At 36.5% G+C, this 14415-nt stretch carries 16 protein-coding genes; 8 read left to right on the plus strand and 8 right to left on the minus strand.

Annotation, left to right across the window (positions count from 1 at the left end; all coding sequences use genetic code 11):
* The first annotated feature begins 27 nt into the window (after window positions 1-27).
* Complete coding sequence (gene fdx / locus ACPT9C_RS03685) at window positions 28-369, plus strand: ISC system 2Fe-2S type ferredoxin (RefSeq protein WP_005656373.1); 342 nt, start codon at window positions 28-30, stop codon at window positions 367-369.
* Window positions 369-563 (plus strand): Fe-S cluster assembly protein IscX, encoded by a 195-nt coding sequence (gene iscX, locus ACPT9C_RS03690; RefSeq protein ID WP_005659903.1) that lies wholly within the window; start codon window positions 369-371, stop codon window positions 561-563. The genes fdx and iscX overlap by 1 nt, the downstream gene beginning before the upstream one ends.
* 50 nt (window positions 564-613) lie before the next feature.
* Here the strand turns inward: iscX and ACPT9C_RS03695 are convergent, their stop codons facing one another.
* From ACPT9C_RS03695 to ACPT9C_RS03720, 6 genes are all read right to left on the minus strand, one after another.
* Window positions 614-1228, minus strand: coding sequence for a YfgM family protein (locus tag ACPT9C_RS03695; protein WP_005691752.1), 615 nt, complete (start codon window positions 1226-1228; stop codon window positions 614-616).
* 17 nt (window positions 1229-1245) lie between these two features.
* Window positions 1246-2517: a histidine--tRNA ligase gene (gene hisS / locus ACPT9C_RS03700; protein ID WP_021035648.1), complete on the minus strand. Its 1272-nt coding sequence runs from the start codon at window positions 2515-2517 to the stop codon at window positions 1246-1248.
* 9 nt (window positions 2518-2526) lie between these two features.
* Window positions 2527-3633, minus strand: coding sequence for a flavodoxin-dependent (E)-4-hydroxy-3-methylbut-2-enyl-diphosphate synthase (ispG, locus tag ACPT9C_RS03705; RefSeq protein WP_021035647.1), 1107 nt, complete (start codon window positions 3631-3633; stop codon window positions 2527-2529).
* 8 nt (window positions 3634-3641) lie between these two features.
* Window positions 3642-4553, minus strand: a complete 912-nt coding sequence (locus tag ACPT9C_RS03710) for a RodZ domain-containing protein (RefSeq protein WP_042599460.1) — start codon at window positions 4551-4553, stop codon at window positions 3642-3644.
* 71 nt (window positions 4554-4624) lie between these two features.
* The gene (gene pilW, locus ACPT9C_RS03715) at window positions 4625-5164 is read right to left on the minus strand and encodes a type IV pilus biogenesis/stability protein PilW (protein WP_005649140.1); all 540 of its coding nucleotides are present in this window, start codon (window positions 5162-5164) and stop codon (window positions 4625-4627) included.
* 99 nt (window positions 5165-5263) lie between these two features.
* Entirely contained in the window at window positions 5264-6415 is a 1152-nt protein-coding gene (locus ACPT9C_RS03720) for a bifunctional tRNA (adenosine(37)-C2)-methyltransferase TrmG/ribosomal RNA large subunit methyltransferase RlmN (protein WP_042599461.1), read from the minus strand.
* A gap of 246 nt (window positions 6416-6661) precedes the next feature.
* On the opposite strand from ACPT9C_RS03720, the gene ACPT9C_RS03725 reads away from it, so the two are divergent.
* The 5 genes from ACPT9C_RS03725 to ACPT9C_RS03745 all read left to right on the plus strand — a co-directional run bounded on the left by ACPT9C_RS03725 (window position 6662) and on the right by ACPT9C_RS03745 (window position 11363).
* A complete protein-coding gene (locus ACPT9C_RS03725) occupies window positions 6662-7540 on the plus strand; it encodes a D-alanyl-D-alanine carboxypeptidase family protein (RefSeq protein WP_005669102.1) in 879 nt (292 codons plus the stop codon).
* 361 nt (window positions 7541-7901) lie between these two features.
* Window positions 7902-8783: a metal ABC transporter substrate-binding protein gene (locus ACPT9C_RS03730; RefSeq protein ID WP_005669100.1), complete on the plus strand. Its 882-nt coding sequence runs from the start codon at window positions 7902-7904 to the stop codon at window positions 8781-8783.
* A complete protein-coding gene (locus ACPT9C_RS03735) occupies window positions 8783-9703 on the plus strand; it encodes an ATP-binding cassette domain-containing protein (protein ID WP_005669098.1) in 921 nt (306 codons plus the stop codon). The genes ACPT9C_RS03730 and ACPT9C_RS03735 overlap by 1 nt, the downstream gene beginning before the upstream one ends.
* 3 nt (window positions 9704-9706) lie before the next feature.
* The gene (locus ACPT9C_RS03740; protein ID WP_021035645.1) at window positions 9707-10555 is read left to right on the plus strand and encodes a metal ABC transporter permease; all 849 of its coding nucleotides are present in this window, start codon (window positions 9707-9709) and stop codon (window positions 10553-10555) included.
* The gene (locus ACPT9C_RS03745; RefSeq protein ID WP_050848875.1) at window positions 10548-11363 is read left to right on the plus strand and encodes a metal ABC transporter permease; all 816 of its coding nucleotides are present in this window, start codon (window positions 10548-10550) and stop codon (window positions 11361-11363) included. The genes ACPT9C_RS03740 and ACPT9C_RS03745 overlap by 8 nt, the downstream gene beginning before the upstream one ends.
* Window positions 11364-11716: 353 nt before the next feature.
* Here ACPT9C_RS03745 and ACPT9C_RS03750 read toward each other — a convergent pair whose 3' ends face one another.
* Together ACPT9C_RS03750 and rnhA are read right to left on the minus strand one after the other, a co-directional pair.
* On the minus strand, window positions 11717-12802 hold the full coding sequence (locus tag ACPT9C_RS03750; protein ID WP_118879861.1) for a porin: 1086 nt from the start codon (window positions 12800-12802) through the stop codon (window positions 11717-11719).
* 256 nt (window positions 12803-13058) lie between these two features.
* Window positions 13059-13523 (minus strand): ribonuclease HI, encoded by a 465-nt coding sequence (gene rnhA / locus ACPT9C_RS03755; protein ID WP_050949020.1) that lies wholly within the window; start codon window positions 13521-13523, stop codon window positions 13059-13061.
* 60 nt (window positions 13524-13583) lie between these two features.
* Between rnhA and dnaQ the strand changes: the two genes are divergently transcribed.
* On the plus strand, window positions 13584-14354 hold the full coding sequence (gene dnaQ, locus ACPT9C_RS03760; protein ID WP_050949021.1) for a DNA polymerase III subunit epsilon: 771 nt from the start codon (window positions 13584-13586) through the stop codon (window positions 14352-14354).
* Window positions 14355-14415 lie beyond the last annotated feature (61 nt).

The following is a 14415-nucleotide window of genomic DNA, read 5'->3' on the forward strand; positions in this document are numbered from 1 at the left end:
ATATTAAATAATTTTGAGGAAAGTATTATGCCAAAAGTGATTTTTTTACCTAATGAAGATTTTTGTCCTGAAGGTATGGTCGTTGATGCTGCAACAGGAGATAACTTATTAGAAGTTGCTCACAATGCGGGAGTAGAAATTCATCATGCTTGTGATGGTTCTTGTGCTTGTACAACTTGCCACGTGATTGTTCGTGAAGGGTTTGATTCTTTAAATGAAACGAGTGATCAAGAAGAAGATATGCTAGATAAGGCTTGGGGATTAGAAATGGATAGCCGTTTATCTTGTCAATGTGTCGTGGGAAATGAAGATCTTGTGGTAGAAATTCCAAAATATAACCTTAATCACGCAAATGAGGCTGCTCACTAATGAAATGGACAGACGCCCAATTAATTGCAGAAGAACTTTACGATCGTAATCCAGATTTAGATCCAAAAACCGTTCGTTTTACTGATTTACATAAATGGATTTGTGAACTTGAAGATTTTGACGATGATCCGAATAAATCAAATGAATCAATTCTTGAGGCTATTTTATTAAAATGGTTAGATGAATTTGAATAATCAGAAATTTGATTGAAAAAATACCCGCACTTTGATGCGGGTATTATTTTTTAAAGGTTGTTTAATTTCATTTTTGCCATTTGTTGTTCTAATTGGCTACCACTTTGTTGTGCTTGCTCAAAGCTGTTTTTCGCCGCAACTTTATCTCCTTTTGCAATTTGGATATCGCCAGTTAAAATCGCTTTGCGAGCATTAAAACTTTCGCCTTTCACTTGGTTTAATGTGCTTAAAGCATTATCTAATTGACCCAATTGAAATTGCACCGCACTTAGACGTAATGCAACAATAGATGTTAATACTTCATCTTGAGATTGGGTTAATGCTTGGTTTAAATTTGCTTCTGCTGCTGAAAAATCTTGTTTTTCAGTGGCTTTTTTCGCTTCATCTAACAAAGCAAAGACAGCGTATGCCGTTTTGCTGTTAGCTTGCACAAATTGTTCTATATTTGCTTTTTTAGCCTGTTCGTCTTGTTGCACAGAATTAATTAAAGCATCATATTGTGCGGAGGCTTGAGCGATTTGTTCTGCTTGGTGGGCTTGCCAATAACGCCATCCAAACATACCGCCCACACCTAAGATAAAGGCGACAATAATTGTTTTGCCATTCTCTTTCCACCACTCTTTCAACTGGTTAATCTCTTGTTCTTCTTCAATGGAATAAGCCATATTTTTCCCCTTTTAAATTAAAATTGAGTTTGAATATAGTCGATTATATTCACTAAATCTAAGGTTTGCTGATCTGCACCACCTTGTAAGTGTTTAACAACGACTTGTTTATTTTGGACTTCGCTTTCGCCGATAACTAATGCTAATGTTGCACCAGATTTATCTGCACGTTTAAATTGTTTTTTAAAATTGCCACCAGAGCAGTGCAACATAGTATTTAAGTGCGGTAATTCTGAGCGTACTTTTTCCGCTAATTCAAAAGCGGCTAATGTTGTGCCTTCGCCTTGATAAACAACATAAATATCCACCGCACTTTTAACAGGAACATTTGGATTAACTTCTTGTACCAACAAGACTAAACGCTCTAATCCCATCGCAAATCCGATGCTTGGCGTTGCGTGTCCGCCAAGTTGTTCCACTAAACCGTCATAACGACCGCCGCCACACACGGTACCTTGTGCACCAAGAGCAGAGGTTACCCACTCAAATACAGTTTTGTTGTAATAATCTAAACCACGCACGAGTTTAGGATTAATTTCATATTGAATATCAACAGCATCTAATAATGAACATAATTGTTCAAAATGCTCACGGCTTTCATCATCTAGATAATCAAGTAATTTTGGCGCGTTATCCAATACTTTTTGTAATTCTGGATTTTTGGTATCCAAAATACGCAATGGATTTTTTACCAAGCGATCTTTTTCTTCATCGCTCATTAAATCTTGATGGTTTTCTAAGAATCCAACCAACGCAGAACGATAATTTGCTCGTGCTTCTAAAGAACCAATAGAGTTAAGTTGAAGTGTAACATATTGATCGATACCTAATGCTTTCCATAAACGATAGGTAAGCATGATTAATTCTGCATCGATTTCTGGATTTGCAATACCGAATACCTCAACACCTGCTTGATGGAATTGACGGTAACGCCCTTTTTGTGGACGTTCATGACGGAACATTGGCCCGATATACCATAAGCGTTGTTCATTATTATAGATCCAACCGTGTTCAATGGCTGCTCGCACACAACCTGCTGTGCCTTCAGGGCGTAAGGTTAATTGTTCATTGTTATCCCAAAATGTGTACATTTCTTTTGAGACAACATCAGTTACTTCGCCGATTGCGCGCGCAAATAATGGCGTGCTTTCTACAATTGGCATACGCACTTCCGAATAGCCATAACTATTTAATACATTGCGTACTTGTGCTTCAATCCATTGCCATAATGGAGATTCTGTTGGGGCGCAATCGTTCATACCACGAATTGCTTGAATTGTTTTTGCCACGAGCTTTCCTTAAATAATTCTGTTTTTTGGATCTTGTCGTGCGATTTTCGCACGAATTTTTGCTTCTAATTGGTTCACTATATCTTCGTTATCAAAACGCTCTTTTTGACGTTCGCCGTCAAGATAATAACCGCTTTTTTTGTTACCACCCGTTACGCCGAGATCGGAGACGAGTGCCTCGCCAGGACCATTCACTACACAGCCGATAATCGATACATCCATTGGTGTAATAATATCTTCAAGGCGTTGTTCTAGTGCATTTACTGTGCCGATCACATCAAATTCTTGGCGAGAACAAGTTGGGCAAGCAATAAAATTAATGCCACGAGAGCGAATTCTTAAAGATTTCAAAATATCAAAACCGACTTTGATTTCCTCTATAGGATCTGCCGCCAAAGAAACGCGCAGCGTATCGCCAATGCCCTCAGCTAATAACATTCCTAAACCCACCGCAGATTTTACTGCACCAGCGCGTGCGCCACCTGCTTCTGTAATGCCTAAATGTAAAGGTTGTTTAATTGCTTTAGCCAGTAAACGATAAGATTCGACCGCTAAGAATACATCGGAGGCTTTTACGCTCACTTTAAATTGGTTGAAATTTAGGCGATCTAAAATTTCTACATGACGTAATGCGGACTCTAATAATGCTTCTGGTGTTGGTTCGCCGTATTTTTCTTGCAGATCTTTTTCCAAAGAGCCAGCGTTTACGCCAATACGAATCGGAATATTTTTGTCACGAGCACAATCAACAACGGCACGGATGCGATCTTCACGACCAATATTGCCAGGATTAATACGTAAACAATCCACGCCATATTCTGCGACTTTTAACGCAATACGATAGTCGAAATGAATATCTGCTACGAGCGGGACATTCACTTGTTGTTTAATTTGTTTAAATGCTTCTGCAGCATCCATTGTTGGAACAGATACACGAACAATATCTGCACCAACACGTTCTAATGATTTAATTTGAGCAACTGTCGCTTCCACATCAGTAGTGCGAGTATTTGTCATTGATTGCACGGCAATCGGTGCATCCCCACCAATTGGTACATTTCCCACATAAATTTTTGTCGATTCACGACGCTTAATAGTTGGCTGAAAAGCTGACATTATTTTTCCTAAGGTTGTGAAAGTTTGAATTTTGCTACGCGACCATCCACTTTAAGAGGATAATTCTCGCCTTTGTAAGTGATGCGCACATTGCTTGGTGCGCCTACAATTAATGAAAATTCATTGCCATTAAAGGTTAATATTTCGCCTTGTTTATATTCTTTTTGTGCTAATACGTGACGGGCGTTATCTTTTACACTAATCCAACTGCTATTTGTCAAAATTTCAATCATTAAATCGCCTTTTGCTATAGGTAACGTTGGAGAAATACTTGGATTTTCGACCGCACTTTGAATGTCTGAAACTGATTTTTCATCGTTTTTGAGTAGTGAAACGCTATTTTCTTGTGCTATTTCTGGTAACACATTATTTGTTATTTCTACTGGTTGTGAGACTGGTGCTGCTGTTTCTGGTGCAGATTTATTACTTTCTTCTGTTGTCACAAGAGCGGTGGCAGGCTGATTGTTTTCGGTAGAGGCAACATAGCTTTGCACTAAATCATCGCGTTCTTGAGTATTTTGTTGATAACTTTGCCACCACCAAAGCCCAGTCATACCAATTACAATCACGAATACTATTGCGGTTAAACGCCCGATCCAACGATTGTGAGAAGAATATTGATTAACGGCACGGGTTGAACGTGCATTTTTCCCTAAATCATTTTTTTCGGTTTCAGCAAAAACAATATTTTCCCACACAGAATCTGGCAAACGTAAGAATTTTGCATAGCTGCGAACATAACCTTTGACAAATATAGAAGGCGTTGATTTTTGAATAAATTCATTATTTTCAAGTTGCTCTAATATAGAAGGGCGTAGCGTGATTTCTTTAGCGACATCTTCAAGAGAAAGATTTAAGGCTTCGCGTGTTTGACGAAAAATCTCACCAGGAGAAAGCACTTGCTCAGTAGTTGGATTCATAAATTTAATCAAATAATTAGGCGGTAAATAAGGGCTAAATTTTAAAGTCCAATACTTGATTTGGCAATGCTTTATTTTAGGCTATTGAATTTTTCCGCACGTTTTCCATCGATTTGACGTAATTTTTCTAATGTTTGCTGATAAATATCCATTTTTTTCGCGGAATAAGCACAAAGCGCGATATTTTCAAATGTATCTGCTTGATGATAATAATTCGGCGAATTAAGGGCTAATTCAAATTGTTGCTGGGCTTGCTCAAATTTCTTTTGACTACATAGAAACGTACCAAAATTATTATGTACATCGCCTTGTTTATGATTAAGTTTTACGGCTATTTCATACTCACGAAAGGCATTTTCTATTTGCCCTTGTTGTTGATAATAATGTGCAAGTGCTGAATGTACGAGATAGTAATTTTTATCGTGTTGAAGTGCTTTGTCTAAATTGATTTTAGCCAGTTGAGGATTATTTTGCTGAAGATAGCTCAAAGCGAGTTCCACTCGCGCTTTGGCGGCAGCTTGATGATCTAAGCTAGACGCAGATTGTGAAACGCAGGCAGAAAAAATGAAAGGGAAAATAACCGCACTTAGTTGTTTACTTATTGTTTGCATTTTTCTCCTTTTAACAGGGGCAGTCGAAATATTTAATATGCTTTAATTTGTATGAAAACATAGGGCATGTGAACTTGATTAATTCACATGCCTAGAATATTAATTAACTTCTGTTACCCCAATATTTTGTCCAAATTGGCGTTTCATTGCCGTACGTTTAGTACGATCGATCACATCTCCAGCTAGCTGTCCGCAAGCCGCATCAATATCATCGCCACGGGTTTTACGGATAATCACGGTAAAGCCATATTCCATTAATGTTTTTTGGAAGCGGTCGATACGCGTATTCGAGCTTTTTGCATAAGGTGCCTCTGGGAACGGATTCCACGGAATTAAATTAATTTTACAAGGTGTATTTTTTAATACTTCTGCAAGTTGATGAGCGTGTTCAATGCCATCATTTACATGATCGAGCATCACATACTCAATCGTCACTTTGCCGTGGTTTGCATTTGATACATTTAAATAACGATTTACTGAGTCAATCAAGGTTTTGATATTATATTTTTTGTTGATTGGCACAATTTCATCACGTAATTCATCATTTGGTGCATGTAATGAAATTGCCAGTGCCACATCGATCATTTTGCTCAAATTATCTAGTGCTGGCACAACCCCAGAAGTTGATAAAGTGACACGACGTTTTGATAAACCGTAAGCAAAGTCATCTAACATAATTTCCATTGCAGGAACAACGTTTGCGACATTTAATAAGGGTTCGCCCATTCCCATCATTACCACATTTGTAATGGGTCTAACGCCAGTTACGCCAAAGTTACCAATAATTTTAGAGGCTCGCCATACTTGACCGATAATTTCTGAAACCGTTAAATTGCGATTAAATCCTTGTTGTGCTGTTGAACAAAATGTACAAGCTAAGGCACAGCCAACTTGGGAAGATACACAAAGCGTCGCGCGATCTGCTTCGGGAATATACACAGTTTCAACTTGCTGCTCGCCCACTTGCATTGCCCATTTTATCGTGCCATCGGCTGAACGCTGTTCAACGGCAACTTCTGGGGCTTTAATTTCTGCAACCGCCTTAAGTTTTTCACGTAATTTTTTATTAATGTTTGTCATATTGTCGAAGTTATCTTCGCCAAAATGATAAATCCATTTAACTAACTGATCTGCTCGAAATGGTTTTTCGCCGAGTTCTTTAAAAAATTCGCGCATTTGTTGGCGCGTTAAATCCATTAGATTAATTTTTTTAGCGGGTGCATCTGATTGCACTGACAATAATTCTGACATTTTAGCCTCGTTATTACACATTGTGGCGATAGCATTGTGCAGGTGTTTTTATCAAAAACTCACAACGAAAAATTCGCAATTAAAAAATGAACGGCGATTGTACAGATTTGTCGCCGCATAATCTAGCGGAATTGAAAAACGATGGAAAATCTTACCGCACTTTTTTGCGATCTAGATCGCAAATATTTTCAATTACAGCGGAAAAAGTGCGGTAAAATATCAGCCTATTTTTTAAGGTGACCAATAATGTTTAAAAAAGCTTTATTTATTTTATCTTTGTGTCCTTCTTTTGCGCTGGCACAGTCTTATGTTGTGTATGATTTTACCCATAATCGAGTGTTGGAAAGCCATGCGCCTGATAGTATTCAGCCTATTGCCTCTGTAACAAAATTAATGACGGCTAATGTATTTTTAGAGAATAATAAAAATCCTAATTGTCGAATCGCAATCACAAAAGAGGATACGGATCGAATTAAAGGTACAGGAACAAAATTACCTAAAAATATTCCTATCTCTTGTAACGAATTATTGAAAGCAATGCTTGTCCATTCTGATAACTATGCTGCCCACGCGCTTTCTCGTGCAGCGGGAATAAGTCGTCGCCAATTTATTAATAAAATGAACGAAAAAGCCCATCAACTTGGCATGTATTCTACTCGTTTTCACGATAGTTCAGGGTTATCTAGCTATAATATTTCCAGCCCGATGGATTTGGTTAAACTCGCTAAATATTCATTAAATAAATCGGACATTAAACGTTTATCTAATCTTAATGCAACTTATATCCAAGCAGGGAAACACAAACTTTATATTAAAAATACTAATAAGTTAGTGCGTGATGAAATCTTTGATGCGGCAGTGAATAAAACGGGCTACATTCAAGAGTCTGGTTATAATCTCGTTTTCATTAATAAACACCTATGCAAAAATGCAACTATTGGCGTAATTAGTTTAAATAACACTTCCTCTGCGTATCGTTCTAGCTTTACTAAAAGCAAATTAGAAAAATTCGGCTGCACAGCATTAAATGGAAGAACAATTCGTGATGTAGCTGGAGAAGCTCAATATGAAGATGGCTATGATGAAGTGGGATTTAATACGCTAATTCAGCAATTATCAAAATAATGTTCATAAACATAAAAAACGCGAGATAACAGTTTGTTTTATCTCGCGTTTTTCATATTTTATTCTCAAAAGGTAAATCTATAATAATTTCAATATTCTAGACTTAATTTGATAAAAAGTCATTCTAATGACAGAAAATACCTTTATTGCTTGTATGATTAAGAAAATTTTTTGTTTTATGCTTTTTTCATAAAAGCAATACATTTTGTATGAAATAATTATAAATAAATTTATCATTTTGATAATCATTTCCATTCCAAAACAACATAAAAAGTAGTACTATTATTTCCGATGAATAATTGTTGTGCTGTTGAACAATTATTCAGGCATTCAATCTATCTTTTTTAAATAAGGACATCTTATGCGAAATTCATTCAAAATTATGACCGCACTTGCACTTGGTTTATTTGCAATGCAAGCTAACGCAAAATTTAAAGTCGTCACCACTTTTACCGTGATTCAAGATATTGCGCAAAATGTGGCAGGCAATGCAGCAACAGTGGAATCTATTACCAAACCAGGTGCTGAAATTCACGAATATGAACCAACGCCAAAAGACATTGTAAAAGCACAATCTGCCGATTTAATTTTATGGAACGGCTTAAATTTGGAACGTTGGTTTGAGCGTTTCTTCCAAAATGTTAAAGATAAACCTGCTGTGGTAGTAACAGAAGGTATTCAACCATTATCTATTTATGAAGGCCCGTATAAAGATGCGCCTAATCCACACGCTTGGATGTCGCCATCTAATGCTTTAATTTATATTGAAAATATTAAGAATGCGTTAGTGAAATACGATCCACAAAATGCAGCTGTGTATGAAAAAAATGCCGCTGACTATGCTCAAAAAATTAAACAACTTGATGAACCGCTTCGTGCAAAATTAGCACAAATTCCTGAAGAGCAACGCTGGCTTGTAACAAGTGAGGGTGCTTTCAGTTATTTGGCGAAAGATTACAATTTAAAAGAAGGTTATTTATGGCCAATCAATGCTGAACAACAAGGCACACCACAACAAGTGCGTAAAGTGATTGATTTAGTTCGTAAAAACAATATTCCTGTTGTGTTTAGTGAAAGTACAATTTCAGCCAAACCTGCACAACAAGTAGCCAAAGAAAGTGGCGCAAAATACGGCGGTGTGTTGTATGTTGATTCACTTTCTGCGAAAAACGGCCCTGTGCCAACTTATATTGATTTGCTTAACGTTACTGTATCAACCATTGTTAAAGGATTCGGAAAATAATGGACTCTTTCTCGACATCAATTTGGGTTAATGATGTAACTGTTCGTTACAACAATGGTCATACTGCAATTCACAATATGACGTTCTCACTCAATAGTGGAACTATTTGTGCATTAGTGGGTGTGAATGGCAGTGGCAAGTCCACATTATTTAAAAGCATAATGGGGCTTGTGAAGCCACAACAAGGTGAAATTAAACTTTGTGATTTGCCAATTTCCCAAGCACTGAAACGTAATTTGGTTGCTTATGTACCACAATCAGAAGAAGTGGACTGGCAATTTCCAGTGTCAGTGTATGATGTCGTGATGATGGGGCGTTATGGGTATATGAATTTTCTTCGTATCCCCAAAGCGATTGATAAACAAAAAGTTCAAGAGGCGATGCAGCGAGTAAATATTGAGCATCTTGCGCATCGTCAAATTGGCGAGTTATCTGGCGGGCAGAAAAAACGCGTGTTTTTAGCCCGCGCTTTAGCACAACAAAGTCCAATTATTTTATTGGATGAACCTTTCACTGGCGTTGATGTGAAAACTGAAAATGCCATAGTTGATCTTCTTCAACAGCTTCGAGAAGAAGGTCATCTGATTCTTGTCTCAACTCATAACTTAGGTTCTGTTCCTGATTTTTGTGATCAAGTGGTAATGATTAATCGCACGGTCATCGCCGCAGGAAAAACAGAAGATACCTTTAACCAACATAATTTGGAAATTGTATTTGGTGGGGTGTTACGTCATATTAAATTATTGGGCGAAAATTTACATAATGATGAAGATAAACGTTCTGTTACCGTCTTAACAGATGATGAAAAAGCCGTTGTATTCTATGGCGAAACTAAGCAAGATCCACCTGCGCCAACAACACAGGATTGCCATTTTGAAGATTGCCCTTATAAAAGTGCGGTTAAAAATAAGAGGGATTAGGTAATGTTAGATTTATTGCTCGAACCTTTTTCCTATGATTATATGCTCAAGGCGATGATTTTGAGTACCGCAGTGGGTGGCATTTGTGCTTTTTTGTCTTCATATTTAATGCTTAAAGGCTGGTCTTTGATTGGCGATGCGCTTTCTCATTCCGTTGTGCCTGGTGTTGCAATTGCCTATGCTTTTGCGTTGCCTTATGCACTTGGTGCATTTTTTGCAGGTATTTTTGCCGCACTTTCTATTCTTTGGATTAAATCCATTTCTAAACTGAAAGAAGATGCCATTATCGGGTTTATTTTCAGTACTTTCTTTGCATTAGGTCTATTGCTCATTTCTTTAAATCCAACCGCAGTAAATGTGCACAATATCATTTTAGGTAATATTTTAGGCATTGCTGATGAAGATATTTACCAAGTCGCAATTATTATCGGTGTTTGTTTAGTATTGCTTTTATTGTTCTGGAAAGACTTATTACTGATCTTTTTTGATGAAACACAGGCAAGAACAGTAGGGCTTTCGCCATTATTTTATAAGGTTTTATTTTTTACTTTATTAAGTGCTTGTGTGGTAGCTGCATTGCAAACTGTGGGTGCTATTTTAGTGATTGCGATGGTTATTACCCCTGGCGCAACGGCATATTTACTCACTGATAAATTCAAAACTTTGTCAATCATTGCTATTATTTTAGGCGCAGTGACAAATTTTGTTGGGGTCTATATTAGCTATTATTTAGACGGTGCCACTGGCGGTGTGATTGTGACATTGCAAACATTATTGTTTTTAGTCGCTTTCTTATTTTCACCAAAATATGGCTTACTCACACGTAATAAAAAGGCGGTAGAAAATGTTTGATTGGCTTTTAGAACCGCTACAATTTGAGTTTATGCAAAATGCCTTATTGACTGCATTGATTGTTTCTATTATCTGTGCATTACTTTCTTGCTATTTAGTCTTGAAAGGTTGGTCATTAATGGGCGATGCCATTTCTCACGCTGTATTACCTGGTATTGTACTCGCTTATTTGGCAGGAATTCCTTTAGCCATTGGTGCATTTTGCTCAGGTATTTTTTGCTCCCTTGGTGTGGGATATTTAAAAGAAAATAGTCGCATAAAAGAAGATACTGCAATGGGCATTGTATTTTCTGGAATGTTTGCCATTGGTTTGGTTATGTTTACCAAAATTCAAACAGAACAGCATTTAACCCATATTTTGTTTGGTAATGTATTGGGTGTAAGTTATCAAGAGCTTATTCAAAGTGCGGTCATTTCTGCGATAATTTTTTGTCTGATTGTCTTTAAACGTAAAGACTTTTTGCTTTATTGTTTTGATCCAAGCCACGCCCGTGTTGCAGGGCTTTCTCCTAAAATTTTACATTATGGTTTATTAATTCTACTTGCTTTAACCATTGTAAGCACGATGCAAGTGGTCGGTGTTATTTTAGTGGTGGCAATGTTAATTGCGCCAGGAATTACCGCACTTACGCTTACTAAATCTTTTGATAAAATGCTATGGATTGCTATTGTCAGTTCCATTACATCAAGTCTAATTGGCGTAATATTGAGCTATCATTTTGATGCCTCAACTGGTGCTTGTATCATTCTTCTGCAAGCCGCATTTTTTGTTATAGCATTAGCTTATAGCAAGATTAGAACAATATGATTTCCTATCTTTTGAAAACGGTGCAAGCTAATTGTTTGTGCCGTTTTTATTCGATGAAATATTCTTTCAACTTCCACAAGGTATTTATTTTATATAAGTCATTCTTTATCTTATTTGATGTTCCTAATATTAAATCCTTATAGTAACGGTTCAATGATTACCCTCACAAAAATTTTGCTTAAAAGAGAAACATCAAAATTAATAACGATAAACTCAACGCAGTGTACTTTTTAATATCTACTGTTTTAACTATTTTAAAAAAGACTTTAGATTGTTTTATTCGATTTTAGAACAAACAAAAAAGCGAATCTTTCGATTCGCTTTTTTAAGTATGCCTTCCTTCTAACAAATAATTAGAAGTAAACGCGTAAACCTACACCCACTGATTTTTCTTTTTCAGTTTTTACTTCATCCTTAGCCTCAGTTGTTCTAGTTCTAGCGTAAGCACCTTCAATGTAAGTTAATACTTGTTTGTGAAGTTTATGATCTATACCGAATAACACAGCATGTTCACGTTCTTTCTTACCTTGATCTACAGAAGTGCGTTCATATTTGAAGTTACCATAGAGATTAGTATCTTCCATTAATTCATATTGGAAACCTGGAGATACGAAATAGCTTTTTTCGTGTTTATCTTTTTTAGTTTTTGCATAGCCGCTATCTAGAGAGACTAATAAGCCTAAATCACTAAAACGGTAACCTAAACTAGCTAAAGCACCATTTACTTCTTCTTTTTTCTTTGCGTTTGCTGCTGTTTTAGTCCCTTCTTTATAATTTGTATGACCGTAAGCAATACCTACAATAATGTTGTTAGCATCATATTTTGCACCAACTTGAATGCCGTTACTGACTTCACCTACAGTTACTTCACCAGCTTTCGTCCCAACGGCTGGAACTGTCTTTACATCACGTTCTTGTGCTAATAAATAATTAGCGCCTAATACTAAACCATCAATACCATTAAAAGTATAGCCAACGGTGTTACCATTAGTAGGGATATATTTTTTAGAGTTGAGAAGACCATATTCTTTATCTTCTGCGGTTGTAATTTCATCAGCAATAGTTTTTGCGCGACCAAGTTTTACTTCACCGAGTGTGTTATTTCCTAAAGTAACATAAGCATATTTGGTTGCAATATCAGCGAAGTGATCTGACTTCTTTTTAGTGTAATCTGAAACAAAACGAGTTTCTAAATAACCTTGTGCATAGAAGCCGTCACCAAGGTTATGCGTTGCTTTAATATGGAAACGTGAACCCTGATTACGTAATGTACCGTGTTGATTTTTTTGATCATCTTCAGTGTTAGTGCTTTGTTCCGCAATAACGCTTAAACGACCGCCTAATTCTACTTTAGTCCCTTCGTTGTTATAAACAACAACTGCGTTTGCTGCTGAAGCTGCGAATGCACCAACGATTAATGCTGCAAGTGTTTTTTTCATAATTTGTATTCCTTATGGTTGTTTACTATCTATGATTGAACTTTTCTCCAATAGAATTGTCCAATCGCCAAAATAGACGAGCTGCATCTTTGCAAAAAAAAATTTTGATGTCAATACTCCAAAATTTTAATTTTCTTGAAATCTGATCGAGATCACACTTTTCAAATGAATTTGATTGTTTTTTATTCTGTTTTAGGTTTAAGTATTACCTATAAATATTTTAGGTATCGAAAAATATGACGTTATATCAGTTGTATTATTCTTCTATGTACCCCATATCTTCCTCCGTGGGATTTTCTGCCCCTTTTTTTGCTAATTCATCGCAAATTTCATTTTCTCTATGCCCTGCGTGTCCTTTCACCCATTGCCAATTAATTTTATGACGTTGGATGGATTCATCTAAGGCTTTCCACAAATCTTGGTTTTTTACAGGCTTTCCAGAACTTGCTTTCCAATTATTTTTTTTCCAATTAAAGATCCATTTTGTGATGCCATTTTTCATATATTGGCTATCACTATAAAGCGTGATCAAGCAAGGTTCTTTTAATGCATTTAATGCTTCAATGACAGCGCGTAATTCCATTCGATTATTGGTAGTTTTGAAATAGCCTTTGGAGAGTGTTTTTTCATGTTGTTTATAACGCAATACGGCACCAATTCCGCCCGCACCTGGATTACCTAAACAAGAGCCATCAGTAAAAATTTCAATCTGTTTTTGCATAACAAAAAGGTTGTTGTGTAGAATGGCAAGTATTTTAATGGAAAGAGATAGGTTGAACAAATGATTAATCCCAATCGCCAAATTGTGTTAGATACGGAAACTACAGGTATGAATCAGCTTGGCGCGCATTATGAAGGACACTGCATTATTGAAATTGGTGCAGTTGAATTAATAAATCGTCGTTACACAGGTAATAATTTCCATATTTACATTAAGCCAGATCGCTCTGTTGATCCTGATGCGATTAAAGTTCATGGCATAACCGATGAAATGTTAGCGGATAAACCTGAATTCAAAGAAATTGCCCAAGATTTTTTGGATTATATTAATGGTGCGGAATTGCTTATTCATAATGCGCCCTTTGATGTTGGATTTATGGATTATGAATTTCGTAAACTTGACCTCAATGTGAAAACTGACGATATTTGTTTGGTGACAGATACGCTACAAATGGCGCGTCAAATGTATCCTGGAAAACGTAATAATTTGGACGCACTTTGTGATCGTTTAGGTATTGATAATAGCAAACGTACTTTGCACGGTGCGTTACTGGATGCCGAGATCTTGGCGGATGTTTATTTGATGATGACGGGGGGGCAAACAAATTTATTCGATGAAGAAGAATCGATTGAGTCTGAAGTTATCCATGTTGTGCAAGAAACAGTGGCAGAAGAAATAAAAAGTGCGGTAGATTTTGCACACAATTTAAAATTACTTCAACCTACTGATGATGAGCTACAAGCGCATTTAGAATTATTAAAGATGATTAATAAAAAAAGTGGAAATAATTGTCTTTGGGATAAACGATTTGGCAATGACAATGTTCATTAATCGTTTGGAATTTAAGCAGGTAAGTAAAATTTAATAAAAAAAGATTGACGAGATTTGTGTT

It is taken from the genome of Haemophilus sp. HN_Hi16, from assembly GCF_049823435.1.
Taxonomy (GTDB): Bacteria; Pseudomonadota; Gammaproteobacteria; order Enterobacterales; family Pasteurellaceae; genus Haemophilus; species Haemophilus influenzae_D.